Source organism: Bacillus sp. AR8-1, assembly GCF_008042345.1.
In the GTDB taxonomy this organism is placed as follows: Bacteria; Bacillota; Bacilli; order Bacillales; family Bacillaceae_G; genus Bacillus_A; species Bacillus_A cereus.
Genome location: NZ_QNUB01000052.1, coordinates 1 through 25,245, shown reverse-complemented (window position 1 = coordinate 25,245; position 25,245 = coordinate 1). Strand labels below are relative to the sequence as shown.

Here is a 25,245-nt window from a genome sequence, read left to right as displayed (position 1 = left end):
TTTCATTATTTTTATTTTAAAAAGAAAGAGAATTATCTGTATATTTATACAATTTTCTTCTATTCTTACTTTTTTAAATACGTTTTTAAAAACATAAAAAAGCATCTAACTTCGATGCTTTTCAAATAAGTTAAACAATCCGTTTCCGAATCGAACTTGAAATCAAATCAATTATAATTACCATTAAAATAATACCTAATAAAATAATCCCAACACGAGACCAATTCCGTGAACTCAGCGCAAAAATTAAAGGTGTACCAATCCCTCCCGCTCCAATAACCCCTAAAACCGCAGCGGATCGTACATTAATTTCAAATCTGTATAACGTATACGATAGAAAATCTGGTAACACTTGTGGTAACACTGCATACCAAAGTATTTGAAAACGGTTTGCTCCTGTTGCTAGCAACGCTTCCGTCGGTCCTTTATCTATGTTTTCAATTCCTTCTGAATATAGTTTCCCTAACATTCCAATAGAATGTAATCCTAAAGCTAATACTCCTGCAAAGGAGCCTGGACCAACAGCTTTTATAAATAAAAGAGCCATAACTAATTCAGGAAACGTACGAACAAAACTAAGTACAAATTTCCCAGATCCTGAAGTTAATTTTCCACTACTCATATTCGTTGCCGCCCAGAAGGCAAACGGAACAGATAAAAATGCAGAAATAAATGTACCTAATATCGCAATTGCCAACGTATCAATTAATCCATGCAATAAATCTTCACCATCTGGCAAAGATACATACGACCAGTCTGGATTTAATATCCCTGTCATAATTGCTTTCGTGATTTCACCTGCTGTGTCCTTTATCCCTTCTAATGGTACTCCTGAAAAGGCCCATACATATACAACTGTAAGTGCTATTAAAATAATCCAGCGATATATACTCGGTTTCTTCGGTTTTGGCACAATCATCGTCGTTCTATTCATTATAGTTTCTCCCGCAACAATGTACTAATGTAGTCAATTAACAAAACAACAATAAGGGTATAGATAATTATAGAAGCAGTTTGTTGATATTGTAAAAATCCAAGTGTACGATCATAATATAGTCCAATACCACCTGCTCCTACTAAACCTAGAACAGCCGCTGCACGTACATTCACCTCAAATGTATATAGTACATAGGAAACAAAGTGTGCTTTTACTTGTGGAATGACTCCATAAACAATCCATTGTACCTTAGTAGCCCCTACAGCTGTCATCGCTTCTAGTGGGCCAGGGTCAATTGATTCAATTGATTCATACAACAATTTCGCTACAAGTCCAATTGAAAAAAAAGTAAGAGCCAAAATACCTGGAAGTGGCCCAATTCCAAAAATCGCTACGAAAATAGCCGCCAATAATAAATCTGGTATTGTTCGTATAAAATTTAAAATCATTCGAGCTAGACTGTATAAAAATGTGTTAGTAAACACATTACTTGCTGCAAACAATGCAAGTGGAATAGCTAAAATCGCTCCTAAGGTCGTCCCAATAATCGCCATACGTATTGTATCTAACATCGCTGTTGTAATAACTTGAAAATAACTCCAATCAGGTGGCACCATTTCTTTCAATAGATCTACGATATTTGGAAAACCGTCTACCAATTTTGAAAATGATGCATCTACTTGTACACTACTACTCCACAGCATTAGAATAACTAAAATAAACGTTAACATATGTTTCAAATTACTCGGTGGCTTCGGTATTTCATTTGAATATATCGTCACGTCTTTCATTTTACTGCCACCTCTAATAATTCGCTTTTCTGAGCAACGTCCCCATAAATTTCAGCAAATTTTTCATCCGTCGCTTCTTCTACTAAACCGTCAAAAACAATTTCTCCTGCATGTAATCCGATAATGCGTGTCGCATATTGTCTAGCCAAATCAATAGAATGTAAATTTACAATTGTCGTGATTCCAAAATCTTCATTAATTTTTTTCAAATCATCTAGCACTTGCTTTGTCGTAAGTGGATCTAACGATGCAACAGGCTCATCTGCCAATATGATTTTTGCTTCTTGTGCCAATGCTCTAGCTATCGATACACGTTGCTGTTGTCCTCCTGATAATTCATCAGCACGTGCATATGCTTTTTCTAAAATATTCACTCTTTTTAATGCTTGAAATGCGAGCTCCACATCTTCTTTCGGAAACAAACCTAACGTTGTACGTAATGTGGAATGATATCCAACACGACCAGCTAATACATTTTTTAATACTGTTGATCGCTTTACAAGGTTAAAACTTTGGAAGATCATACCGATATCCCGGCGCATACGCCTTAATCCTTTTCCTTTCGCAGAAGTAATAGACTCACCTTCAATAAAGATTTCTCCTTCGGTAATCTCATGAAGACGATTTACGGATCTGAGAAGTGTAGATTTTCCAGCTCCGGATAATCCGACCATTACAATAAACTCACCTTTTTGAATCTTTAAATTTATATTATTCAATCCCTTTGTGCCATTCGGATACATTTTGGAAACATTTCGAAACTCTATCACACATCTTACCTACTTTCAATGTATTATCAATAACTAAAAAACGGCAAACTAACTGAAATCTCACACCTTCCAGCTAGCCGCCATTTCACTATGTATTATTGCGTCTTCACTGTCTTTCCATATTCACGAACAATATCAAATTTACTATCATCAGATTTAATATATCCTTCATGAGAATATACTTCTTTAATGATTTTACGGCCTTCCTCATTTTTTCCAATTTCAATGAAAGCATCTTGTAATTTCTTGCTCCACTCTGCATCTAAATCCGAGCGTACAGAAATTGTATCGTTCGGAATTTTCTCAGTAAATTTCACTATTTTCGTTTGATCAAATATATTCGGATAATCCTTTTTTACAATATTACGAGCATCTTGAAATACAACAGCTGCATCTACATCACCATTTAAAAGAGCAATAAGTGACTGATCATGCCCTTTTAATGTAACAGGTTTCACATCCTTTAGCGGATCAATTCCCTCTTTTAATAGAACAGCTGCAGGCCATACATATCCTGCTGATGATGTTACATCTTGATAACCAATTTTTTTACCTTTTAAATCTTTTACACTATTTATATTAGAGTCTTTTTTAACAACAAACTCAGATTTATAATAATCTACTAAATCTTTTGTAGGAGCTCCTGTTTCATCCTCTACTCCAAAACGTTGTGCTTGCAAAATTACATTTGCAGCCTTCTTTTCATGTGCTAATACGTACGCTGTTGGCGGTAAAAATCCTACATCTACTTGTTTAGATGCCATCGCTTCTACAATTGTATTGTAGTTAGTTGAAATACTAACTTTTACCGGAATATTTAATTTATCGCTTAATAGCTTTTCCAATGGTTTTGCCTTTGCCTCTAACGTATCCGCATTTTGAGAAGGAACAAATTGAACATTTAAGGTCTTTGGTACATAACCTTTTTTCGTATCTTCATTTTTACTTGCACTGGACTCTTTCGTCCCGCAGCCACTTAATAATCCGGCCGCTAGTACAACTGTTGTACTCATTGCAAAAACTTTTTTCAACATATTAATGCCTCCATTTTTCTTGTTATAAAATAACCTTCCGTAAACATGAAGAAATATATCACATATTTTGATACACAATTGGTTATTTACAGAATCTTTACACATTCTATACATTCACATCAAAATTCACTTCACATATTTGATATGATTAATTGGAAGATAACAATAGAAAAGGTGAGTCATATTGGAACAAAATCAAACTGTAACTTTAAACATCTTATTAACAAGCGATATACATGGCACTGTTTATCCTATTCACTACCAAGATAACTCCCCAGCAGAACTTGGTTTAGCTAAAATTTCTACTCTTATAAAAAAAGAACGTTCCCAAAATACAAACGTTCTTTTAATTGATAATGGCGACTTTATTCAAGGAACGCCATTTACTTATCATTACGTTACATACGAAAAAAACAAAAAAAATCCAATGTCCTTATTAGCGAATTACTTACAGTATGACGCTGCAATTATCGGCAATCATGAATTTAATTACGGGATGAATATATTAAATAATGCTGTGACTACTGCGAACTTCCCGTACCTATCAGCAAACATATTAGATAAAAACATAAACAAACCCTATTTCGGAAAACCTTATTTAATCAAACAGATTGAATCCAATATAAAAATCGCTATTTTAGGGGTAACAACACATTACATCCCAAATTGGGAACAGGCCCATCACATTAAAGATTTACTATTTGAAGATGCATTAAAGACTACAAAAAAATGGGTTTCTTATATTCGCGAACATGAGAAACCCGATTTATTAGTCGTAGCCTATCACGGTGGATTTGAAAAAGATTTACAAACCGGGGAACCTACTGAAGTGTTAACAGGTGAAAACCAAGGATATGCAATGTGCCATGAAATTGAAGGCATAGATCTTTTACTAACAGGTCATCAACACCGAGAAATTTCTCACACAATGGCTAACGGTGTAACAATTTTACAGACCGGATGCAATGGACACTCAGTCGGAAAAGTAAAAGTAACATTCGAAAAAACGAAACATAAATGGGTGAAAAAAGAGAGCTCTTCTGAATTATTATCTGTACAAGGAATTGAAGCGGACCAAGATGTACTTTCATTGGTAGCCGATTACGAAGAGAAAACACAAAAGTGGCTTGATCAACCTATTGGAATCATTCAGGGGGACATGCAAATTTCAGATGCTATGCAAACTCGTTTGCACGATCATCCTTTTATCGAATTCATAAATAAAATACAGATGGATATAGCTAAGGTATCAATTTCTTGTACAAGTTTGTTCCATAATACATCTCCAGGTTTCCCGGAACATGTAACAATGCGTGACATCGTTTCTAATTATATTTATCCAAACACATTAAAAGTAATTAGAATAACTGGAGCTGATATAAAAGCCGCTCTTGAACTCTCTGCTTCTTATTTCACATTAAAAACAGATGGATCCATCATCGTAAGTCCTACCTACATAGAACCAAAACCACAACATTATAATTATGATATGTGGGAAGGGATTTCATATGTATTAAACATTTCAAAACCAATTGGTGAAAGAGTAGAATCTTTACAGCATAACAGTGCTCCTCTTAATATGAATGAAGAATATGAAGTTGTAATGAATAATTATCGTGCAAGTGGCGGGGGAAATTTCTTTATGTTTCAAAACAAACCGGTAGTAAAAGATATACCCACAGATATGTCTGAACTTATCGCTAATTATATATTGGAACATAAAACGATAGAAGCAACAGTTAATAACAACTGGAAAGTTATTAAATAACGATTTTTACAAATAAAAAAAGATGGGCTTCGCCCATCTTTTAATTTAATTTTGCATTATCTTGCTTTTTTAAAGCTTTTAATTTCGTCGGTGTAACATCTGTACCTTCTTCATTAACAACTTTAATTCCTTTAAGTTCGTTTAACATATTTTGACGAAATCCTTTTAAATATTGTTCACGTAGCGATTGACGCTCACGTTGCTCTTCTTCAGTTAAACCTTCAGCTTTTGCTTTTTTCGCTAAGAAGTTAATGCGTTCAACGAGTTCGTGATTAATCATCTCGAATCCCCCTTCTAATCAAAACTGATTATTATCATACAATAGTTACTCTTCTTTATCAAGCAATTGCTTCGTATACTCTACATATCTACGATGTACAGTCGCCTTTGAAACATTATGACCAAATCCACGTAATGTTGCTGCAATTTCTTCAAACGTGAGTTCACTTTTTCGCAAACGTACAATTTCCTCAATTGGCACTTCTTTTTTCTCTCTTCCTACACTTAAATGACGATTTTTTAAATTATTTTCTGGACGATAACCTTTTTCTACTGCACGTTGCATACCTCGTTTAATTTTCAAATTATGAATCTTTCTTTGATATTCTTCAACAATACCAATAATATCTAATACCATCGAATCAGAATCCGACAATTGTAATTCACCATTATGTGTATGCGTATATACTTTTATGCCTTCTTTATGTAAACAATGCATTAATGCGATCTTCGCATTTCCTCTACCAAGGCGCGTTTCATCTTGTATAAGTAACACATCAATTTGTTCGTCTCGAATTGTATCCAGCACCTCTAATATACCGTCACGTTCAATTGTATATCCACTAGCCTGCTCTTCAATCACCTTAGTAACATTCATTTGATAGCGCTCAGCTAAATGCAATAATTCATCTTTTTGACGTAATAATGATGTTTCTTGCGCTTCTTTCGTTGTACTCACACGTGCATAAATAATTGCATTCATTTTGAACCCCTCTTTCTCCCTATTATTTCCCTATAGTGTAACATAAATCCGCCATTTGTTCGAACTTATGTTTGTAGAATGTTTTTTCACATGTTATACTTATTAATAAGAAAAATGAAAGAAAACGAGGTGTTAGAAAACATGGAAAAGTTAACGAAACGCCAGCAAGACATTCTCGACTTTATTAAGCTAAAAGTACAAGAAAAAGGATATCCACCTTCCGTACGTGAAATTGGTCAAGCAGTCGGCCTCGCTTCTAGTTCTACAGTGCACGGACATTTATCACGATTAGAAGAAAAAGGATACATTCGACGCGATCCAACAAAACCACGTGCCATTGAAATTTTAGGTGAAGACCGAATGGATACGGAAACACAATCTGTTATTCAAGTTCCAATTGTCGGAAAAGTTACTGCCGGTTTACCAATTACAGCGGTTGAAAGCGTAGAGGAACATTTCCCACTTCCAGCTAGTATTGTTGCTGGAGCAGACCAAGTGTTCATGTTACGTATTTCTGGAGATAGTATGATTGAAGCTGGTATTTTCGATGGAGATTTAGTTGTTGTTCGCCAACAACAGTCTGCATATAATGGTGAAATTGTAGTCGCTTTAACAGAAGATAACGAAGCAACTGTTAAACGTTTCTATAAAGAAAAAGACCATTTCCGTCTACAACCAGAAAACTCTTCATTAGAACCTATCATTTTAAAACAAGTGTCAGTTATCGGGAAAGTAATTGGCGTATATCGTGATTTACATTAAAAATAATAAAAAGAAGATAATTACCTTATTTATATACGGTAATTATCTTCTTTTTTTGTATTTTGATAGATTTCCATACATTCTATTTCTTATTAACGAGTTTCAATCGTCACATCTCCCGCAGCCGTTTTACCGCTAATCTTTTTACTACCATTGCCAATTGTTACGTTATTATTTTCTTCATTAAAAATTGTTACATCTCCGGCAGCACTTTGCCCAGTAATTACCGCATCTTGTGGTTTTTCCGATAAAGTAATATCTATATCTCCCGCAGTTGAACTTGCTTCTAGATTATACTTAGAATCATGATCTTGAATATTTATTTCCCCACTTGTTGTTTTTGCGGTCACTTTCCCTAATACCTTCTTAAAGTTCACCTCACCAGCTTTTGTCGATCCCTCCACATTCTTAGCCGTTACTTGTTTCAACTCTACTTCTCCAGCAAGTGTTCTAACACTTACGCTATCACTTTTCACATCACTCATTTCGATTTGTCCAGCAGATGAATTTACTTTTACATCTTGATAAGAGCGTTCGGGCACAAGGAGAGTCAATTTAGACGTTTGAAACCTAAAATCATAAAAAGAAAAATCAAATGAAGCACCTTTTTCTCTTTCCCCAATAATTTTTAATGTGTCACCATCTTCTGCAATACGAATCTCTTGTTTACGTACATCTCCTGATTGCTTTACATAAAAAGAAGAATCAGGAGATTTTTGGATAACAATATCTCCGGCATCTAACTTAACTTCTATATTTTTTAATGTTTCGTTTTTAATTACATCTTCTTTATCGCCTTTTTCAGCAGTTTGTACTGCTTTTTCATATGTTTGGGAAATTCCTATTACTCCAATAATGATACAAGCGATAGCGATTAAAAATAGTTTTTTCATCATTTACTCTCCTTTTATCATTTTGAAGTTCCATATTACATATCGTACACACAATCTCTTAAACCACTTTGTACTATAAAAAGCGATAATACATAACAATAAACCTACTCCAACAAACGTTATACTAACGAAAAGATCCAACCATATAAAAGTACCCATAAATACTTTTCCAATAACGAAAAATGGTGTTACTACACTAGCAATACCACCAATCCAAAAAGAAAATATAAAAGCAACAATTGCGACTAACGGGCCTAACACAATAATAAAATTAAACAAACTAAGTCCAATCGCTGCCATAACAGCTCTTGTCACATTTGAAGTCGATGGATTTTTTTTCATTTCATCGAAGCGATACATCGCAAGTAACTCTTTTGCGATTACTTTCGGAGAACCAAGGCCCTGAATTATTTCTGATTCAGTTTTCCCCTCTTCTAGTCCAAACTGAAAGTGCTCTTCATAATCCAATAAAATATCTTGCCTCTCTTCCTCTGGTAACTTTCTAAGATAACTTGATAATTCTTTAAGAAACCCTTCTTTACTCATCCCATTCCACCCCTTCAATAATTTCTTGTACCCCTTTCGCAAAATCACGCCATTCTGTTACTAACAAATGAAATTGCGTCTCCCCTTGCTCTGTTAATTGATAATATTTACGAGGTGGCCCTTCCGTAGATTCCTTTAAATACGTTTGAAAATACCCTTCTTTCGTCAAACGGCGTAATAAAGGGTATACTGACCCTTCCGATATTAAAAATTTATTAGAAATTTGCTGAACAAGTTCATAACCGTAACTATCTTTACGTTTTACAAGTGCTAATACACAAAGTTCAAGCACACCTTTTTTAAACTGAACGTTCAAGTGCCATCCTCCTTTCCTATCTTAGTACTGTTCAATACACGGTACCTGTTTTATCCATAATATACCACTTGGTATTGTTTATTGCAAGGTACTAAGCTATATTTATTCCCTAAATTTAGAAAATAAACTAACGAACCCCTGAATAAGACTGCGTTATAACTAAGCATCATTCAAGGTTTCATTTCATTTACATTAGACTTCATTCACTCTTTCCTCTTGAAGAATCCACCACAACCTTATTCACTATAGCTAATGAGAAAAAGCCCCAATACTTATCGGTATTAGGGCTTTTTCTCATTATTATATATTAATCGCATTCCTATTTGAGAACCTGCATACGCGACAAATACTTTAATATCATATTTTATTTCTCATCCCCGTTTCCCAAGATTTTTTGCTTAACATCTGATAAATCCTTCGACAACGAACTAAATGCTTTCGCTTGTTCTTCAATGACCTGTTGATTTTTTTCAATAACTTTTTGATATTGTTCTTCGCGCTGTTCATTCTTTTTTTGCGTAGTAAACAGCATCCATACAAATAAAGCTGCGAATGCTCCTTGTTGAATCATTGAATTGAAGATTTGTTCTTCCATCGTTCTCATCTCCTTTTCAAAAATTAAAAAGAATCACACGAGTGATCCTACTCTCATATCCTTATCTCACATTAAAATGTTCTTCTTTTACCCATGTGTTTTGCCCAATATCGATATAACCATCTTTTCTTGCAAAAATCCCATAAGGCACAGACCCATCTACATTACCAGTCCATTCACCATTCGGCCCTTTATATGTGTTAATACCATAACCTGCTGGATATTTTGAATATGCATAGAACCACTGTACATCAAGATGTTCTTGCTTCGCCCATTGCTGCCATCCTAGGCACAGCATATTTTCATTACCACCATACCAAGCACCATCTAAAATTAAATATGGAGTCTTAGTATTAATTACTTCACCAGTGAACCAAGCATCTTTATTACCACTACTATATAAATTAATACCCCAACCCTCTGGATATTTAGATGTCGCAATTCCAAGGCCTTTTGGTTGTATCGGTTTATTATCGTTATTACCGTTGTTAAGTGCTTCATTTATCTTCTTAATAAATTGATCCAGCCTTCCTTCATCAAGCATACGATGTGGGCAATGCTTGCCACTCCAGGACTTATGTGTACGTACATTACTAATTGGAATATTGAAGTGTTTCATTAACTGAGCAATAACAATTGCTGCATTATCTTCTGCTTTGTAATATTTATCCCCACCACTTAAAGAGTAGCAAATTTCAACCCCGATAGATTTACGATTACCATTTCCGTTACCATCACCAGCATGCCAAGCATTACGATCGAATGGAATACCTTGTACTGCCTCTTTATCGTCTACTGCAACATGGAACGAAACTGAATTATTATTTCCAATCATATAAGATATTTCGTTTTCAGCTGATGCATCATTGTATGTATTATGCACTGTGATGAATTCCGGTGTCATTGTATTGGGACACTTTATACCATATTTACTTGAGTTAACTAATTTTTGTCTAATTTCCATTGCTGAACATCTCCTTTTTATTCTCTTGTTTTTTCACCTAAAATTTCTACTGTGTTACTAAGTACATCTGATGGCTTAATGCATATACGGCTAGCATTTTCTATAGGTGATTCATTGTTATCACTTTCTTTCAAAAAAAAAAGAGCAACTATGTGTCCGTTGCTCTTGCTCTTCCATTAATTTCTCTCTACTCTTCGCCCACCGGTTTACAGAGATTAACCTCACCTCAAAAAATCATCATATAATGCTTTTTGTTTATCTAATTTAATATTCATGGATTTCGAGATACTACTTTACATCAAAATGTTCTTCTTTTACCCATGCATTATTTCCAATACCCAGGTAACCATCTTTTCGTCCTAAAAGTCTATACGGAACAGACCCATCTACAAAACCTGTATAATTTCCGTTAGGACCATCATACGTGTTAATACCGCCACCTGGTGGATATTTTGAATAAGCACTGAACCATTGCACATCGAAATGTTCCAGAGCAGCCCATGCCTCGTTTCCGAGACAAATCATAGGATTTTCAAACCATGCTGCATCTATAATAAGGTACGGTGTTTTATCATAAATTACTCTCGTAAAATGTCCACCTTGTGGTTGGCTATATAGATTAATACCCCCATTATTTGGATATTTATTTACAGCAATTCCAAGACCTACTGGTTGTATCGGTTTATCAGTATTGTTGCCACTGTCACCTTTCCCCAAATAATCTAGTGGATTCACAGCTTTACTCTTACTAGCATCCCAGCGCCCTTTATGCAATTCAAAATGTAAGTGTTGGCCACTAGACTCCCCTGTGTTCCCCATAACCCCAATAGTTTGTCCTTGTGTAACATAATCGCCTACTTTTACTGTTCGAGAACCACTACGCATATGAGCGTATACAGTTTCCCATGTAACTCCATCAATAGTATGCACAATCATAATACATTCACCATAACTAGATGAAAGATAAGAACGACTAACCTGCCCGCTAGCTGCTGCATAAATCGGATGATAGCCCGCTTCAGCAAGGTCTACCCCATGATGATCTGGTCTACTACCTCTAAAACCACTTGTTACTCTTGTTGTATCTGTAGGATAAATAAATTTTGCCATATTAGTCTTCCTTTCTATTTTTACACAATATAAAAAAGGTGCTTGAATGAGCACCTTCGTTCACTGTCTATATTTATTATTTTTTGGATGTATTTTAGTTTTTCAAATCTTAAGATTAACCGAACGAAAAGCTCCCCGTTATTATCTAACATCAAAATGTTCTTCTTTTACCCATGCATTATTTCCAATACCCAGGTAACCATCTTTTCGTCCTAAAAGTCTATACGGAACAGACCCATCTACAAAACCTGTATAATTTCCGTTAGGACCATCATACGTGTTAATACCGCCACCTGGTGGATATTTTGAATAAGCACTGAACCATTGCACATCGAAATGTTCCAGAGCAGCCCATGCCTCGTTCCCGAGACAAATCATAGGATTTTCAAACCATGCTGCATCTATAATAAGGTACGGTGTTTTATCATAAATTACTCTCGTAAAATGTCCACCTTGTGGTTGGCTATATAGATTAATACCACCGTTATTCGGATATTTATTTACAGCAATTCCAAGACCTACTGGTTGTATCGGTTTATCAGTATTGTTGCCACCTCCATCAAAATTCACATATTGCTTAACGATTTCAGAGTAGAAAAAATTCCCTCCATTTTTATATCGGTAACCACCATTGTATGCCACTGCGATAGGCTGATTATATCGAACCATAGCACCAGTTGTATTTCCAAGAGATGGTGCAACAACCGTTTTAGAATACAGATCTGCCACCGGTAATGAATGCTGTTTATTATTAGATGCTAACCAGCGAAGGTAAGCTCGTCCAAAATTATATGATTGAACAATGGCACTTAAATCTGTAATGCCATTTTTCTTCGCATCATCAAAAGCACCCTTTAAATGCTTCACTCCGTAATAAATTGAATCTTTCGGATTTTTAATCGTATTCATTGCCCATCCTTGTGATTCACTGGACTGCATAATATCAGGTGTCGTTTCAGAATTCCCTCCACTTTCTACCATAATAACTCCAAGCACGTAAGGAACTAACTCAGATACACCTTGTGCAGCACATTCACTTTCTACCATTGATTGCCAACGTAACACCTGTTGTGGCAAATTCTTTGTTTTGACTGAAGCAGCTAATAAACTCATCATTAAACATCTCCTTATTTTTCTATTATTTTCGCCTGCAAAACTACTACTTTACTAAATATAACTAGAAGCTAAAGACCCATTAATCCATCAAATCACTTCATGTTACTCACCTTCTTTCACAACAAAAAGAGCAACCATAAAAATAGTTGCCCTTTCGTCGAAATCTTATATTACTACTATAAATCACTTTTTCAATACTTTCTGTACACTGCATGTATCCTACAAAAAGGTAACATTAAAATCCATCTAAAAACTTGACAATCTTCCTTATTTCAGCGTGTTTCCGGCGTATATAACCTGTACTATAATGTAATTCAAACGCAATTTGTTCTAAAGTCATTCCATCAACATATTTCATTTTAAGTATTTGATGATCCAGTCCTGTAAACTTATTAATCAAAAGCTTTAAATCATACTCTTCATTCATCTTATGAGCTAATTCATATTCAATTGCTTCAATCCGCCCTTCTACCTTAGCCCCTTCCGATTCAGCGGTTAACCTTACATTTTGCAAATCACCGCTAATCCAACGCTTCAATTCGGCTTTTGATTTATCTAAGTTGTATTCTAAATAAGCAATTTCTTCTTCTAACTTCTTATAATCTTTGAGCCATTCGAACACTTACTGATTCACCCACTTCCGTTCTTTTTACAAAGTCTCTTAATACTAATTTAATAGAATGAATATGCTTATTAGCCTTTTCAATCTTTATTACTCGTAAATCATCTAGTATTTTTTCTTATGACCTATATTTATTTAACACTTCTTGTAATCTCTCACGCTCTTCATCAATAGACTGCACAGTTTTTCTTTCCTCTTCTAGATTTGTTGATTCATCATCTTTATATAACCAATCGGGTACAATCTCTTTTCTATTTGAATACTTCCTACCTGTCCCGTTATATTTCTTTTTCTTGCTCATTTCGAAACGTCTATCTATTATAGCCACATCAACTAATGTTTTAACTTCTTGCTCCTTCCAATTCCTCAATATAGCCTTAATGTAGTTCCATCTTGGTGCATTCTCATCAACGGCTTTATTAATTGCATACTGAATTAACTCATCACTAAACAAATTACAAAAATCCCCCAACTCTGCAATTGCAATTTCACTTAACGGAATGCCCATCCCCTTAATAAAGTTACAACTTACTTTAACCCTCTCATTAATAAATACACGAGAGTCTAATTTATCCATATCATCAAAATGATTAGTATTTTGTATATTAGTATTTCGTTTATTAGTAGTTAGTCTATTAGTATTTAGTAGTGTCTGATTTTCCACATATGGCTTTACCACATCTTGGTTTTCCACTTGTGGCATGTTCCTTTGTGGCGTTTCGTAAATTTCCGTATCCCACCTTGTAATTTTTTTCGTATTCCCATCACGAACAGGATAACGTTTTACATAACCTAATTCTTTTAATTCCTTAAAACCTGTACGGAGCGAATCTTCTCCATCCTTAGCATGTCGAGCTAATTCGCTAATATGAAAAGTCCAATCGTCTGGTAATGTAAGCGCATAGGCTAAGATTCCTTTCGCTTTCCATGACAACCTTTCATCTTTTAAACCAGTATTATTTATAACAGAATAATTACTATCTTTTTTCACTCGAATAATCCCCATACTAGCCACCTCATAAATTCTCAAAAACGGTATTCAATGTTATACTTATCTAGAGATATTTTTTCTTATAGAATCCGCTGCAACGGATTCTTTTCTTATTCATTCAAAACAATCATGCTATCCATATCTATTTTCTTCTAAACCTCTCTTATTCCTCAAATTCAACATCCACTTGAATTTCGATATTCATTGGAATTTCTTGTGTTATACGAATCACATTTTGACTCATTCCTTTTTGAATAAGCTTTCTAACCTGCTCTTTTGCATCTTCTTTTGTTTTAAATTCACTGACAGTTGGTAATCCTGCTAAACTGCTAGTAATTACTAAAATCTTTCTTTGCATGTTCTTTCCTCCTACTGAATGTCTGCCATATTTATTTGTGAGTTTTTAACTGTAATTTCTTCATTTAAAACAGTTGGGATTGAATATTCTTCATTAATAATTTGTATTGCTCTATCCAAATGATGACGCTTAATAGCTTTATAACTATTCACACCAAATTCCCGATGTAACTGACTGTAAATATCTCTATATAACTTCCTTCTAAGGCCGATATCCTGATAAGAATTTGAATTTTTACCTCCCAATAACATAACACCTAACCTTTTTACAGCCCTTGTTATTTCTTCACACTCGATAGCATACAGCGGCGTATTTTCTCGCAATCCCTTCACCTCAGACTTAATCTCTTGTATCTCCTGGGTATGCCCTTCTAACGCAGCAAATGTTAACTTTAAAACCCCCATTGGATCCTTTGGCACATTTTGTTGATTTTGTATATACTGCTTCATTCGTTTGAACTCTTTCATGAATTTAATTTTTATTCCAACCGCTTCTCTACTGGTATATCCCATCACAAGTAACGTAAATGCTTCTTCTGTTAAATCATATTTAGGGATTCGCCTGTTCTTTGAATTCATATAAGTGGACTCGTGAAAATTTTCTCCTCCAAACTCTTCACCTACAGATACAATTTGTTTTCGAACTTCCTTCAAAACGTCGAAGTGATCTTTTTTGAATATCTTCGCAATTACCAAACTATCCGTTACTACTTTTCCATTAACTTCAAATACTAATGAACTATGTACTGATGAGTCAGTTAATTGCCCCATCCTCATCTCCTCCTCACTACTAATTTTGAACTATCTTTATTGTATTGAGATAATTTCGCACTACGCATAATTCGTTGCTTTCTTTTTACAGATTAACTAATTATCGAAATTTAAAATAAATACTATGATATGAACCCTTTTATTAAGTCATTATTCAATAATTCGGTTATCCATTTTAAGCAATTCTCCTCCGATTTCAATTCGCTTCGTTTTCTTCAAATTCAAAGAGATATTCCAAATTATGTTCTGGAAAAAAAGTTTTCTTAATTTCAAAAGCTTCATCATAATAAAAACGAAATTTACCATTTATTTTGTCGCTCACTGTTGCGTGGCGAAGTTTCAGATGCGAAGAAATTTGTGTAATCATAATTCTTTTTCTCGCCATCTCTGCACGCAAATTCGAATACATCGACTCACCACCTATTTTTTGTACGATATTGCGTTCATTTCCATTTAAATATAAACTCAATTTCGTATTTAGTCAACAAAAAAACGTATTTAAATACTCAATTTCGTATACTTTTCTATTTACTAACAAATTCAGTTAGGTTATGATATATACAGAAATACGCAATATCGTATACATTTTAATATGAAAGATGGTGAAAGTAATGAAAAAAGCAGAGGTTGTAACACGCTTAATAAAAGAAGCTGGCTATAGCAAAAGAGCCTTCGCCGAAAAAATAGGTCTCCCCCCCACAACACTGCAATCCATGTTATCAAGAGGGATTGGTAAAGCATCTGTTGATAATGTAATAAAAGTTTGTAAGGGATTAGGAATCACTACTGATGATTTAGAAAAACTCGCAACTCAAGAGGACAATACTGTTAAAGAAGAAGTTTCTATTTATGAAACCATCCAAAACGATCAATCAAATATTATTCATATTCCTATCATTGGTTCTGTAGCAGCTGGTACACCTATATTCGCTGAAGAAAATATCGAAGGCTATTTACCAATGCTGAGTACATTTTTAAACAAGCGTAAAAAGTATTTTTATCTTACTGTAAAAGGCACTAGCATGAATCTCGAATTTCCTGATGGTTCTTATGTTTTAGTAGAGGAAACTCCTTATGTTGAAAACGGACAAATTGCTGTTGTAAAAGTCAATGGTTATGATGCTACCGTGAAAAAGATTTCAAAGTCTGGAAGCATCATTACTTTAATACCATTGAGTAATGATCCTATCCACGAACCAAAAACTTACGATCTTTCAGCTGAAGATGTAAAAATCATTGGTCGCGTTGTACAGGCAGTAAAGAATTATTAAGTTATAGCACAAGTGATTTAAAAAAAAAGATAAAATCACTTCTTTTGAAAAGATTTTCTTAGTAACATGATTCAAAATAACCAAAAACAATCCATTATCTAGTAGTTAACATATCCAATAACTTCACTAAAAAAGCCCTGATACCGTAGTATCAAGGCTTTTTCATTTCACAAATTATATAAAACTTACATTTATCTGATAATGTTTTTCTATGATATCACTACTTGTTATTAATTATTGGCTTTTATGTGGCTGTTTTTCATTTTGCAACCATATAAAATTGTAATAATAGGGAATTAAAAAACCCTTGATACGAGTTGTATCAAGGGTTCAAGCCTCTTAGTAAAGAGACATATATTGATCGCGTTCCCATTGGTGAACTTGTGTTCTAAAGATATCCCACTCAATCTCTTTCGCTTCGATGAAGTGCTCAAGTAAGTGTTCTCCTAGTGCACCGCATACTACTTCATTAGATTGTAATGTAACTAACGCTTGCGCTAATGTTGCTGGTAAGTCAACGATACCTGCTTCTTCGCGCTCTTCTTTTGTCATTACATAGATGTTACGGTCTACTGCAGCTGGTGGAGTTAATTTGTTTTTAATTCCATCAAGACCTGCAGCTAATAATGTAGCCATTACTAAATATGGGTTTGCAGCTGGGTCAACACTACGTACTTCTACGCGTGTACTAATACCACGAGATGCAGGGATACGTACTAACGGGCTACGGTTTTGTGCAGACCATGCTACGTAACAAGGTGCTTCATATCCAGGTACTAGACGTTTGTATGAGTTTACAGTTGGGTTTGCTATCGCTGTAAATGCTGGTGCATGTTTTAAAATACCTGCGATGAAGTGACGAGCATCATCACTTAATTGTAAGTCACCGTTTGCATCAAAGAATACGTTCTCACCATTTTTAAATAATGATAAGTTACAGTGCATACCTGAACCGTTCACACCGTATAGTGGTTTTGGCATAAACGTTGCGTGTAAACCATGTTTACGAGCAATTGTTTTTACAACAAGTTTGAATGTTTGAATGTCATCACATGAGCGAATTGCATTTGCATATTTAAAGTCAATTTCGTGCTGCCCTGGAGCAACCTCATGGTGAGATGCTTCAATTTCAAATCCCATTTCTTCAAGTTCAAGAACGATATCACGACGACAGTTTTCCCCTAGATCCATCGGCGCAAGGTCGAAGTATCCACCGTTATCGTTTAGTTCTAATGTTGGATTTCCTTTTTCATCAACCTTAAATAGGAAGAATTCTGGCTCTGGTCCAAGATTGAAGTCTGAAAATCCTAAAGCTTCCATTTCTTTTAACACACGTTTTAAGTTGTTACGTGGGTCTCCATCAAATGGAGTGCCATCTGCATTGTAAATATCACAGATTAGTCGAGCTACTTTACCTTTTTCAGCTGTCCAAGGGAAAATTACCCAAGTGTCTAAATCAGGATATAAATACATATCAGATTCTTCAATACGTACGAAACCTTCAATCGAAGATCCATCAAACATCATTTTGTTATCAAGAGCTTTCGTTAATTGTCTCACTGGAATCTCTACGTTTTTAATTACCCCTAAAAGGTCCGTAAATTGTAAACGGATATACTTTACATTCTCTTCTTTCGCCAAACGGAAAATATCTTCTTTTGTGTATCTAGACATTATAAATTCCTCCTTAGTCCCTCTAATCGCCTTCAGAATCAGTTATCTTTAGTGAAAAAATCTTGAAATGTCACCTTGTCGCAATGAAGTTCGATTGAATCTACCTGTATGTTGTAGTTCATCTCGAAGTATTTTGCGAAGCTCAGTTTTTGAAATTTCTTTCGTTTCTTCTTTTACTTTCACTGCTTCTGTTTGATTTTCTTTCATTAGTAACACTTGCTTAATACCAGCCATATTCAAGCCTTGATCTAACAAATCTTTAATCTCTAACAACTTATCTACATCGTTAAATGAAAATAATCTACGATTCCCCTTTGTACGGGTTGGAGAAACAAGATTATGCTCTTCATAGTAGCGAATTTGACGTGCAGACAATTGTGTTAAATCCATAACAATACCAATTGGAAACAGCGGGGCAGAACGTCTATCTTCTTTCATTTTTCAGTTCCTCCTTCGCCTTAACTGCTTCTCATTTTATAACATGTTATGTTTAGTGTCAATAGATGTTAGCTTTTCTTACATGATTTTTTATAAATTTTTTCATTCTTTTTTCTAATCGCATAAATCGTTACTTTTATACGAAAAAAGCTGCCGATATCGACAGCTCCCCTTTAAGAAATTGTTAATAAATTCTTTTCAATCAATTCATCAATCGCAGAACAAATCGCAATTTTAACATGCGAATACGTTAATCCACCTTGCACATATGCAACATACGGTGGTCTAATCGGACCATCAGCAGACAATTCAATACTTGCACCTTGAATAAATGTTCCCGCCGCCATAATTACATCATCTTCATAACCTGGCATATAGTTTGCATACGGAGTAAAATGCGAATTAATTGGAGATGCATATTGAATCGCTTGACAGAAGGCAACCATACGGTCTTTATCATCAAATTGAACAGATTGAATTAAGTCTGTTCTTGGTGCATTCCACGCTGGTGACGTGTTCATTCCTAACTTTTCTAAAAACGCAGCTGTAAAAATTGCACCTTTCAGCGCTTGTCCTGCAACATGTGGCGCTAAGAAGAACCCTTGATACATTTCTTGCAGACTGTATAAAGACGCTCCAGCTTCCGCACCAATTCCCGGAGATGTTAAACGATATGCACACGCTTCAACATACTGTTCTTTACCGACAATGTAACCACCAGTTTTTACAATTCCCCCGCCTGGGTTTTTAATAAGCGAACCCGCCATTAAATCTGCACCAACATGACACGGCTCTTGCTCTTCAATAAACTCACCATAACAGTTATCTACAAACACAACAACATCAGGTTTAATTTCTTTAACAAACGCGATCATCTCTTTAATTTGAGAAATAGTAAACGATGGACGAGTAGCATAACCTTTCGAACGCTGAATACCGATCATTTTCGTATTACTATGAATCGCTGCTGCAACAGCTTCAAAATCAACAAGCCCACCTTCAGTTAGCGGAACTGCATTGTAACCAATATTATATTCTTTAAATGAACCTACACCTTTCCCACGCACGCCAACGATTTCCTCTAACGTATCATACGGTTTTCCAGTGATGTACAATAACTCATCTCCTGGACGTAAAATACCGAATAACGCTGTAGAAATAGCGTGAGTACCTGAAATAATTTGCGGACGAACAAGTCCAGCTTCCGCCCCAAATACATCAGCATACACTTTTTCTAACGTATCACGGCCAATATCATCATAACCATAACCTGTCGTCGGGATAAAATGCGAGTCACTAATTTTATGTTTACGAAAACTTTCTAATACACGAAACTGATTACTTTCAATTACTTCATCCGCACGTTTATGTACTTCTGTAATCTGATTCTCTACTTCTTTTACGATTGGAGCAATTTTTTCTCCATTTTTCAAACGATCAAACATTTTTATTTTCTCCTTCTTCCACTAAAAATCTCTTTAATTGCACATTAAGCGATGAATGAGTAAAAATATACCCTGCACAATCATATACAAATTTATCTTCCAGAAACTCCATCTTTGCTAATAGCGTTTCCGTCTTTAAAAGCGTTAATAACTTACCTTCACTCGGAGGGATTTCTACTCGATAACGATCCATTTCTTTCTTCATTTTCATTTCTATCGCTTCTTTTATACGCAATAAATCACTTTCTTCAAAAGCACTAGTCATTAAGAAATCACTTTTCGGAAACGGAATAAAGTTTTGATGTAATTCATCTTTTTTATTATATAACGTAATAATAGGAATATGATTAATTTCAAGTTCTGATAATAATCGTTTTACTGTTTTTTCATGCCCTATGTAGTTAGGATCCGCAGAATCAACTACATGTAAAATAACATCTGCTTCCCCCGCTTCTTCCAGTGTTGAACGAAAAGCAGCAATTAATGAAGTGGGTAAATCTTGTATAAAACCAACAGTATCAGTTAGTAATACTGTATAACCAGAAGGTAAGGGCATCTTCCTCGTCGTTGGGTCTAGTGTTGCAAACAGAAGGTTTTCTTCAAACGTATTAGCTTCCGTTAATCTATTAAACAGTGTCGATTTCCCTGCATTTGTATAGCCTATTAATGAAATTTGAAATACTTTATTGTCTTTTCTTCTCTCACGATATCTTTTTCGGTGTTCCACAACAACTGCAAGTTGTTTCTTTATTTCATCAATACGCGATCGAATATGACGACGATCCGTCTCAAGTTTCGTCTCACCCGGTCCTCTCGTTCCAATACCACCACCAAGACGTGATAAGAACAACCCTTGCCCCATAAGACGTGGCATTGTATATTGCAACTGAGCTAATTCTACTTGAAGCTTACCTTCCCTCGACTTCGCACGTTGCGCAAAAATATCTAGTATTAGTTGCGTTCGATCAATTACTCTCGCATCTAATACTGAGGATAAATTTCGAATTTGACTCGGCGTTAATTCATTATTAAATATAATAACATCCGGCTCTAATTCTTCAGTTAGCATTGTAAGCTCTTCTAATTTCCCTTTACCTATGTAAGTTGCCGGATGAAACTTCGGTCGTTTTTGCGTTGTTGAAACTAACACTTCCGCTCTCACAGTCTTAGCTAGTGATGCAAGCTCTTTCATGGAATGCATAAATTTTTCATCATCATCTTGCGGCAATTGACAGCCTACTAATATGACTTTTTCTTTTTCTTCCATCAAATATGTTCACTCATCCTTTTCGAAATTTAAACCTTCTAATATAATAGCAGAGGAAGCACATTTCATCTAGTTAGCGGGGGAGAAAATTCATGGCATGGGAGATTTTTAGCATCATAGGCACAATCGCTTTCGCACTAAGCGGAGCCATTGTTGCAATGGAAGAGGATTATGATATTTTCGGGGTGTATATTTTAGGAATGGCAACCGCATTTGGGGGAGGTGCCCTTCGTAATTTATTAATCGGTTATCCGATTGTCGCGTTTTGGCAACAAGACATGTTATTCCAAATCGCACTTTTATCAATGACTATTATTTTTCTTTTTCCAAATAAGTTAATTAGACATTGGAAAAAGTGGGAAAATATCACTGACGCTATCGGCTTATCAGCATTTGCTGTACAAGGAGCATTATATGCTCAAAAATTAAATTTACCAATTAGCGCCACAATCGTGGCAGCTGTTTTAACTGGTATCGGCGGCGGTATCATTCGCGACCTTTTAGCCCGCAGAAAACCTCTCGTTCTTCGAGCTGAAGTATATGCCTTTTGGACAATTTTAGCAGGTTTCTTAATTGGCGCTCAAATTATTGTTAGCGATTGGGCCCTTTACATTTTATTCATTTTAATTGTTTGCTTCCGCATGGTTTCTATTCATTACAAATGGCATTTACCGCACAGACGTATCGAAACGAAAGAACGTTCAATGCATAAATAGCAATCTAACCTCTTTACATATCGTAAAGAGGTTTTTCTTTTCTAACGATTTTTTCTTTATATAATGTTTATACTAATTTTTAAAGTGAGGTGAATACAAATGACAAACCACGTTAATAAAGGAGCTCAAAAAAGTTCAGTAAACCAATTTGGACACGACCCTAATTCAGCACACGAAAAGAGCGCTAAAATGGAACGCTTCCATAAAGCGCACCAAGAAAAAGCAAAAAAAGAGTAAACGAACTTATACACAAAAATAGACGCACAGCTTATGTACTGTGCGTCTCCTCTTCGAACATCAAATCCATACTCGATATTCCAATTAAATCATTTTTATCATACGTATCTTCTTGCAACAACCGCATCGCCTGTGTACGAATTGATTTTTCAACAATATTCCGTACATACCGCCCATTACTAAACGATGTAATTTGCGACGAATACTTCACCGCATGTAAATGATCCCTAAATTTCCATTCAGCTTCTTTTGATAACTGATATTCACGATCTTCATACATTCTCTTTCCAATTTCCAATAGCTGATTTACCGAGTAATCCGCAAATTCAATAATAAATGGAAAACGAGATTGCAGCCCTGGATTTAATGAAAGAAAGTGATTCATCTCTCTTGAATATCCAGCTAAAATCAATACAAAACCATGTTGTTTATCTTCCATATGTTTTACAAGCGTATCAATTGCTTCTTTTCCAAAGTCCTTCTCTCCTCCTCGAGCTAAAGAATACGCCTCATCAATAAACAAAATACCTCCCATTGCTTTTTTTATTAAGTCTCTTGTTTTTTGAGCTGTATGGCCGATGTACTCACCTACAAGATCAGCACGTTCAGCTTCAACCAAGTGGCCTTTCGATAGAATATTCATCTCAAACAGCAATTTTCCTATCATTCTAGCAACAGTTGTCTTCCCTGTACCCGGATTCCCTTTAAACAGCATATGAAGTACTTGCTTCTCAGACTTCAATCCCTTCTCTTGTCTTTTTTTATTCACATAAATCCAAGCATATATTTCTTTTATTATCTTTTTTATATCATCCATCCCAACAAGCTTCCCCATCTCTTCTTCAATTCTCTGCAGCATTTCATGTTTAATTGTAGTTTCATTTGAAATTACCGTTTTATTTTCTGCGGCTGGCAAAGAAATTTTCTTTCGATGGTTTAACACAATATTAATTTGATTGTTGTTTTTCTTTCGCATCGATTGTTCCATACAATCACCTCATTTTATCCCGCTATTTGCGAGCAGTAAGACTCCCACCTCGACATTCAGCAAACGCTTGGTATTTAAGCGGGAGATAACCGCCCGTAAATGCCCGATTGGTTCAACTAATAATCAGCAGGGGATGAACAAAATCCCCACTGATTATAGTTTCACTTTATCCACTCACCAAATATTATTATTCCTGTCCCCCTTGTAAATGCCTATTTTCAGAAAAGTTTGCTATAATATAAGAAATAATTAAGGTGGTGGGACTATGGAGACAACGGAATTCCATGATACAATACAAGCCTTTTCTATTTTTTTATTGAATAAAGGCCGAAAACCCTCAACTATTAAACGTTATGTTTATGACGTTGAAGACTTCGGACATTGGTTAGAAAAAAACAAAAAGCTCCCTTCCAGTAATATATGGGCTACACTTTGTACAAAAGACTACGAAGATTACTTTTCCGATTTAAAAACGAATCGACATTACTCAGAAAAAACGATGCATCGTGTATTTACTGTATTAAATAGAATGCATCACTTTCTAAACATTCCCAATCCATTGAAGAATATGGAAATATCTATTCAACCAGACCGTACACTTCGTAACGAAGATTTCATTTCACCTGATGAAGAAAAAAGATTAAAGTATATAGTCACTTCATTAGAAGGACTTTCAGAAAAACAACTTCCTGTGCGCCCTTTATTAATGGATCGCAATATTGCTATTTTAAATCTATTGATCGACTACGGTTTATCCTTACAGGAACTTACAGCATTAACAATGCATCACGTTCACTTTGAAACTAACACATTGTCAATCCCAGCAACCGCAGGTGTAGAAAGAACAATTACATTAGCAAAAGAAGACAAAAAACAACTATATAATTATTACAAAAGTATCCCAGAACCAGTTCGTCCTAAGTATCATAGTGATGATTCATTGTTTGTCGCATTTGATTTTAACCGTGGAACATACAGGTGGGTATATGAAAATGATGCACCAAAGGCATTAACGGAAATTGCTATACAAAAAATGATTCGCCTCGAAGTGGCTAGAGCCAATTTACGTAAAGGAATTTCAGGACAACATTTTCGTAACACCTATATTTTAAACTTAATAAAAAAAGAAACTCCTGAATCAGAAATTATAAAACTCGCTGGATTCAAATCAAAAATTTCATTAAAGCGATATTATCAATACGCAGAAAATAGAAAAAACGCCTTATTGTAAGGCGTTTTTTCTATTTTTTCTTTAAACAAACGATTTTACTATGACCATTTAACTAATTTCTGCATCTACTATGATGAGTTTCGTTCACATTTTCGTGAGAAAGGAGAGATTTAATGTCTCGTTATAACGACAATCAAAACAAATTCTCCAAACCATGCTTTCCAAGTAGCGCTGGACGAATCCCAAATACTCCATCAATCCCAATTACTAAAGCTCAACTTAGAACATTTCGTGCGATTATTATTGATTTAACAAAAATAATCCCAACACTTTTTGCAAATCCATCTCCCCAAAATATTGAAGATCTAATCGATACATTGAACCTACTAAGTAAATTTATTTGTTCACTAGACGCTACTTCCTCCCTGAAAGCACAAGGGTTAGCTATTATTAAAAACTTAATAACTATATTAAGAAATCCAACCTTTGTAGCAAGCGCTGTATTTATTGAGCTTCAAAATCTCATTAACTATTTACTATACATTACAAAATTATTCCGAATTGACCCTTGCACACTTCAAGAGCTTCTTAAATTAATAGCAGCATTACAAACTGCTCTAGTTAATTCTGCTTCGTTCATTCAAGGACCTACCGGACCTACTGGACCAGCAGGCGCTACTGGTGCTACCGGACCTCGAGGTAACACGGGCGCT

The 25,245-nt window shown here is 35.1% G+C and carries 30 protein-coding genes; 7 read left to right on the top strand and 23 right to left on the bottom strand.

All coding sequences use genetic code 11. The features are described 5' to 3' along the window. Positions 1-130: 130 nt before the first annotated feature. The 4 genes from phnE (DN400_RS25790) to DN400_RS25775 all read right to left on the bottom strand — a co-directional run bounded on the left by phnE (DN400_RS25790) (position 131) and on the right by DN400_RS25775 (position 3,532). Positions 131-934 (bottom strand): phosphonate ABC transporter, permease protein PhnE, encoded by an 804-nt coding sequence (gene phnE, locus DN400_RS25790; RefSeq protein ID WP_001082390.1) that lies wholly within the window; start codon positions 932-934, stop codon positions 131-133. Next, complete coding sequence (phnE, locus tag DN400_RS25785; RefSeq protein ID WP_065229212.1) at positions 934-1,728, bottom strand: phosphonate ABC transporter, permease protein PhnE; 795 nt, start codon at positions 1,726-1,728, stop codon at positions 934-936. Before phnE (DN400_RS25785) ends, phnE (DN400_RS25790) begins: the two co-directional genes overlap by 1 nt. Continuing rightward, a complete protein-coding gene (gene phnC, locus DN400_RS25780; protein ID WP_053563801.1) occupies positions 1,725-2,498 on the bottom strand; it encodes a phosphonate ABC transporter ATP-binding protein in 774 nt (257 codons plus the stop codon). Before phnC ends, phnE (DN400_RS25785) begins: the two co-directional genes overlap by 4 nt. 95 nt (positions 2,499-2,593) lie before the next feature. Continuing rightward, positions 2,594-3,532 carry a phosphate/phosphite/phosphonate ABC transporter substrate-binding protein gene (locus DN400_RS25775; protein ID WP_000915063.1) on the bottom strand — a complete coding sequence of 313 codons (939 nt, stop codon included), beginning with the start codon at positions 3,530-3,532 and terminating at the stop codon, positions 2,594-2,596. 184 nt (positions 3,533-3,716) lie between these two features. On the opposite strand from DN400_RS25775, the gene DN400_RS25770 reads away from it, so the two are divergent. After that, positions 3,717-5,300: a bifunctional metallophosphatase/5'-nucleotidase gene (locus DN400_RS25770; RefSeq protein WP_065229213.1), complete on the top strand. Its 1,584-nt coding sequence runs from the start codon at positions 3,717-3,719 to the stop codon at positions 5,298-5,300. Positions 5,301-5,340: 40 nt separating this feature from the next. Here the strand turns inward: DN400_RS25770 and DN400_RS25765 are convergent, their stop codons facing one another. Together DN400_RS25765 and DN400_RS25760 are read right to left on the bottom strand one after the other, a co-directional pair. Next, the gene (locus tag DN400_RS25765; protein ID WP_000607015.1) at positions 5,341-5,580 is read right to left on the bottom strand and encodes a DUF896 domain-containing protein; all 240 of its coding nucleotides are present in this window, start codon (positions 5,578-5,580) and stop codon (positions 5,341-5,343) included. Between the two features lie 45 nt (positions 5,581-5,625). After that, on the bottom strand, positions 5,626-6,282 hold the full coding sequence (locus tag DN400_RS25760) for a YneB family resolvase-like protein (RefSeq protein ID WP_000991471.1): 657 nt from the start codon (positions 6,280-6,282) through the stop codon (positions 5,626-5,628). A gap of 141 nt (positions 6,283-6,423) precedes the next feature. Here DN400_RS25760 and lexA point away from each other — a divergent pair, with 141 nt between their 5' ends. Then, positions 6,424-7,044, top strand: coding sequence for a transcriptional repressor LexA (lexA, locus tag DN400_RS25755; protein ID WP_000413738.1), 621 nt, complete (start codon positions 6,424-6,426; stop codon positions 7,042-7,044). A 92-nt stretch (positions 7,045-7,136) separates the two neighbouring features. On the opposite strand, the gene DN400_RS25750 is transcribed toward lexA, so the two are convergent. From DN400_RS25750 to DN400_RS25695, 12 genes are all read right to left on the bottom strand, one after another. Continuing rightward, positions 7,137-7,940, bottom strand: a complete 804-nt coding sequence (locus DN400_RS25750; protein WP_001986547.1) for a DUF4097 family beta strand repeat-containing protein — start codon at positions 7,938-7,940, stop codon at positions 7,137-7,139. Then, complete coding sequence (locus DN400_RS25745) at positions 7,941-8,483, bottom strand: DUF1700 domain-containing protein (RefSeq protein ID WP_000031386.1); 543 nt, start codon at positions 8,481-8,483, stop codon at positions 7,941-7,943. Further along, complete coding sequence (locus tag DN400_RS25740; protein WP_001102628.1) at positions 8,476-8,799, bottom strand: PadR family transcriptional regulator; 324 nt, start codon at positions 8,797-8,799, stop codon at positions 8,476-8,478. The genes DN400_RS25745 and DN400_RS25740 overlap by 8 nt, the downstream gene beginning before the upstream one ends. A 364-nt stretch (positions 8,800-9,163) precedes the next feature. After that, entirely contained in the window at positions 9,164-9,394 is a 231-nt protein-coding gene (locus DN400_RS25735; RefSeq protein WP_000392443.1) for a BhlA/UviB family holin-like peptide, read from the bottom strand. 61 nt (positions 9,395-9,455) lie between these two features. Continuing rightward, positions 9,456-10,358 carry a peptidoglycan recognition protein family protein gene (locus tag DN400_RS25730; RefSeq protein ID WP_063548393.1) on the bottom strand — a complete coding sequence of 301 codons (903 nt, stop codon included), beginning with the start codon at positions 10,356-10,358 and terminating at the stop codon, positions 9,456-9,458. 288 nt (positions 10,359-10,646) lie between these two features. After that, positions 10,647-11,468, bottom strand: a complete 822-nt coding sequence (locus DN400_RS25725; RefSeq protein ID WP_065229214.1) for a M23 family metallopeptidase — start codon at positions 11,466-11,468, stop codon at positions 10,647-10,649. A 141-nt stretch (positions 11,469-11,609) separates the two neighbouring features. Further along, complete coding sequence (locus tag DN400_RS25720; RefSeq protein WP_065229286.1) at positions 11,610-12,581, bottom strand: lysozyme family protein; 972 nt, start codon at positions 12,579-12,581, stop codon at positions 11,610-11,612. Positions 12,582-12,819: 238 nt separating this feature from the next. Beyond that, complete coding sequence (locus tag DN400_RS25715) at positions 12,820-13,206, bottom strand: DUF1492 domain-containing protein (protein ID WP_000464425.1); 387 nt, start codon at positions 13,204-13,206, stop codon at positions 12,820-12,822. A 118-nt stretch (positions 13,207-13,324) separates the two neighbouring features. After that, entirely contained in the window at positions 13,325-14,212 is an 888-nt protein-coding gene (locus DN400_RS25710; RefSeq protein ID WP_065229215.1) for a DnaD domain protein, read from the bottom strand. Between the two features lie 148 nt (positions 14,213-14,360). Beyond that, entirely contained in the window at positions 14,361-14,555 is a 195-nt protein-coding gene (locus tag DN400_RS25705; RefSeq protein WP_001189064.1) for a hypothetical protein, read from the bottom strand. A gap of 11 nt (positions 14,556-14,566) precedes the next feature. Next, on the bottom strand, positions 14,567-15,325 hold the full coding sequence (locus DN400_RS25700) for an ORF6C domain-containing protein (RefSeq protein WP_048564701.1): 759 nt from the start codon (positions 15,323-15,325) through the stop codon (positions 14,567-14,569). Between the two features lie 196 nt (positions 15,326-15,521). Further along, complete coding sequence (locus DN400_RS25695; RefSeq protein WP_029443074.1) at positions 15,522-15,734, bottom strand: hypothetical protein; 213 nt, start codon at positions 15,732-15,734, stop codon at positions 15,522-15,524. A 202-nt stretch (positions 15,735-15,936) separates the two neighbouring features. Here DN400_RS25695 and DN400_RS25690 point away from each other — a divergent pair, with 202 nt between their 5' ends. Continuing rightward, entirely contained in the window at positions 15,937-16,596 is a 660-nt protein-coding gene (locus tag DN400_RS25690) for a LexA family protein (RefSeq protein ID WP_000708856.1), read from the top strand. Between the two features lie 339 nt (positions 16,597-16,935). Here the strand turns inward: DN400_RS25690 and glnA are convergent, their stop codons facing one another. The 4 genes from glnA to hflX all read right to left on the bottom strand — a co-directional run bounded on the left by glnA (position 16,936) and on the right by hflX (position 21,420). Further along, the gene (gene glnA / locus DN400_RS25685) at positions 16,936-18,270 is read right to left on the bottom strand and encodes a type I glutamate--ammonia ligase (RefSeq protein ID WP_000092763.1); all 1,335 of its coding nucleotides are present in this window, start codon (positions 18,268-18,270) and stop codon (positions 16,936-16,938) included. Between the two features lie 48 nt (positions 18,271-18,318). After that, positions 18,319-18,708, bottom strand: a complete 390-nt coding sequence (glnR, locus tag DN400_RS25680; RefSeq protein WP_000656783.1) for a transcriptional repressor GlnR — start codon at positions 18,706-18,708, stop codon at positions 18,319-18,321. Positions 18,709-18,881: 173 nt separating this feature from the next. Beyond that, complete coding sequence (locus tag DN400_RS25675; protein WP_000460282.1) at positions 18,882-20,153, bottom strand: methionine gamma-lyase family protein; 1,272 nt, start codon at positions 20,151-20,153, stop codon at positions 18,882-18,884. Further along, on the bottom strand, positions 20,146-21,420 hold the full coding sequence (gene hflX, locus DN400_RS25670; protein ID WP_065229216.1) for a GTPase HflX: 1,275 nt from the start codon (positions 21,418-21,420) through the stop codon (positions 20,146-20,148). The genes DN400_RS25675 and hflX overlap by 8 nt, the downstream gene beginning before the upstream one ends. A gap of 92 nt (positions 21,421-21,512) precedes the next feature. On the opposite strand from hflX, the gene DN400_RS25665 reads away from it, so the two are divergent. Next, positions 21,513-22,136, top strand: coding sequence for a trimeric intracellular cation channel family protein (locus tag DN400_RS25665; RefSeq protein ID WP_000312267.1), 624 nt, complete (start codon positions 21,513-21,515; stop codon positions 22,134-22,136). A 99-nt stretch (positions 22,137-22,235) separates the two neighbouring features. After that, the gene (locus DN400_RS29640; RefSeq protein ID WP_000181505.1) at positions 22,236-22,373 is read left to right on the top strand and encodes a hypothetical protein; all 138 of its coding nucleotides are present in this window, start codon (positions 22,236-22,238) and stop codon (positions 22,371-22,373) included. A 31-nt stretch (positions 22,374-22,404) separates the two neighbouring features. Here DN400_RS29640 and spoVK read toward each other — a convergent pair whose 3' ends face one another. Beyond that, positions 22,405-23,361, bottom strand: a complete 957-nt coding sequence (gene spoVK / locus DN400_RS25660) for a stage V sporulation protein K (protein WP_065229217.1) — start codon at positions 23,359-23,361, stop codon at positions 22,405-22,407. Positions 23,362-23,626: 265 nt separating this feature from the next. On the opposite strand from spoVK, the gene DN400_RS25650 reads away from it, so the two are divergent. Both DN400_RS25650 and DN400_RS25645 read left to right on the top strand, forming a co-directional pair. After that, complete coding sequence (locus tag DN400_RS25650) at positions 23,627-24,592, top strand: tyrosine-type recombinase/integrase (protein ID WP_000450330.1); 966 nt, start codon at positions 23,627-23,629, stop codon at positions 24,590-24,592. A gap of 113 nt (positions 24,593-24,705) precedes the next feature. Next, positions 24,706-25,245, top strand: a 540-nt coding sequence (locus DN400_RS25645) for a collagen-like protein (protein WP_147802012.1), incomplete at its 3' end; no start/stop codon positions are given.

What these genes read in the sequence shown, in the direction of transcription:
- DN400_RS25690 (WP_000708856.1), top strand. Translation starts at nt 15,937, where the DNA reads ATGAAAAAAGCAGAGGTTGTAACACGCTTAATAAAAGAAGCTGGCTAT.
- DN400_RS25750 (WP_001986547.1), bottom strand. Translation starts at nt 7,940, where the DNA reads ATGATGAAAAAACTATTTTTAATCGCTATCGCTTGTATCATTATTGGA.
- DN400_RS25665 (WP_000312267.1), top strand. Translation starts at nt 21,513, where the DNA reads ATGGCATGGGAGATTTTTAGCATCATAGGCACAATCGCTTTCGCACTA.
- phnE (WP_001082390.1), bottom strand. Translation starts at nt 934, where the DNA reads ATGAATAGAACGACGATGATTGTGCCAAAACCGAAGAAACCGAGTATA.
- DN400_RS25735 (WP_000392443.1), bottom strand. Translation starts at nt 9,394, where the DNA reads ATGGAAGAACAAATCTTCAATTCAATGATTCAACAAGGAGCATTCGCA.
- DN400_RS25695 (WP_029443074.1), bottom strand. Translation starts at nt 15,734, where the DNA reads ATGTATTCGAATTTGCGTGCAGAGATGGCGAGAAAAAGAATTATGATT.
- DN400_RS25725 (WP_065229214.1), bottom strand. Translation starts at nt 11,468, where the DNA reads ATGGCAAAATTTATTTATCCTACAGATACAACAAGAGTAACAAGTGGT.
- DN400_RS25730 (WP_063548393.1), bottom strand. Translation starts at nt 10,358, where the DNA reads ATGGAAATTAGACAAAAATTAGTTAACTCAAGTAAATATGGTATAAAG.
- DN400_RS25710 (WP_065229215.1), bottom strand. Translation starts at nt 14,212, where the DNA reads ATGGGGATTATTCGAGTGAAAAAAGATAGTAATTATTCTGTTATAAAT.
- glnR (WP_000656783.1), bottom strand. Translation starts at nt 18,708, where the DNA reads ATGAAAGAAGATAGACGTTCTGCCCCGCTGTTTCCAATTGGTATTGTT.
- phnE (WP_065229212.1), bottom strand. Translation starts at nt 1,728, where the DNA reads ATGAAAGACGTGACGATATATTCAAATGAAATACCGAAGCCACCGAGT.
- hflX (WP_065229216.1), bottom strand. Translation starts at nt 21,420, where the DNA reads ATGGAAGAAAAAGAAAAAGTCATATTAGTAGGCTGTCAATTGCCGCAA.
- DN400_RS25775 (WP_000915063.1), bottom strand. Translation starts at nt 3,532, where the DNA reads ATGTTGAAAAAAGTTTTTGCAATGAGTACAACAGTTGTACTAGCGGCC.
- DN400_RS25760 (WP_000991471.1), bottom strand. Translation starts at nt 6,282, where the DNA reads ATGAATGCAATTATTTATGCACGTGTGAGTACAACGAAAGAAGCGCAA.
- DN400_RS25650 (WP_000450330.1), top strand. Translation starts at nt 23,627, where the DNA reads ATGGAGACAACGGAATTCCATGATACAATACAAGCCTTTTCTATTTTT.
- spoVK (WP_065229217.1), bottom strand. Translation starts at nt 23,361, where the DNA reads ATGGAACAATCGATGCGAAAGAAAAACAACAATCAAATTAATATTGTG.
- lexA (WP_000413738.1), top strand. Translation starts at nt 6,424, where the DNA reads ATGGAAAAGTTAACGAAACGCCAGCAAGACATTCTCGACTTTATTAAG.
- glnA (WP_000092763.1), bottom strand. Translation starts at nt 18,270, where the DNA reads ATGTCTAGATACACAAAAGAAGATATTTTCCGTTTGGCGAAAGAAGAG.
- DN400_RS25705 (WP_001189064.1), bottom strand. Translation starts at nt 14,555, where the DNA reads ATGCAAAGAAAGATTTTAGTAATTACTAGCAGTTTAGCAGGATTACCA.
- DN400_RS25700 (WP_048564701.1), bottom strand. Translation starts at nt 15,325, where the DNA reads ATGGGGCAATTAACTGACTCATCAGTACATAGTTCATTAGTATTTGAA.
- DN400_RS25765 (WP_000607015.1), bottom strand. Translation starts at nt 5,580, where the DNA reads ATGATTAATCACGAACTCGTTGAACGCATTAACTTCTTAGCGAAAAAA.
- DN400_RS25675 (WP_000460282.1), bottom strand. Translation starts at nt 20,153, where the DNA reads ATGTTTGATCGTTTGAAAAATGGAGAAAAAATTGCTCCAATCGTAAAA.
- DN400_RS25745 (WP_000031386.1), bottom strand. Translation starts at nt 8,483, where the DNA reads ATGAGTAAAGAAGGGTTTCTTAAAGAATTATCAAGTTATCTTAGAAAG.
- DN400_RS25720 (WP_065229286.1), bottom strand. Translation starts at nt 12,581, where the DNA reads ATGAGTTTATTAGCTGCTTCAGTCAAAACAAAGAATTTGCCACAACAG.
- DN400_RS29640 (WP_000181505.1), top strand. Translation starts at nt 22,236, where the DNA reads ATGACAAACCACGTTAATAAAGGAGCTCAAAAAAGTTCAGTAAACCAA.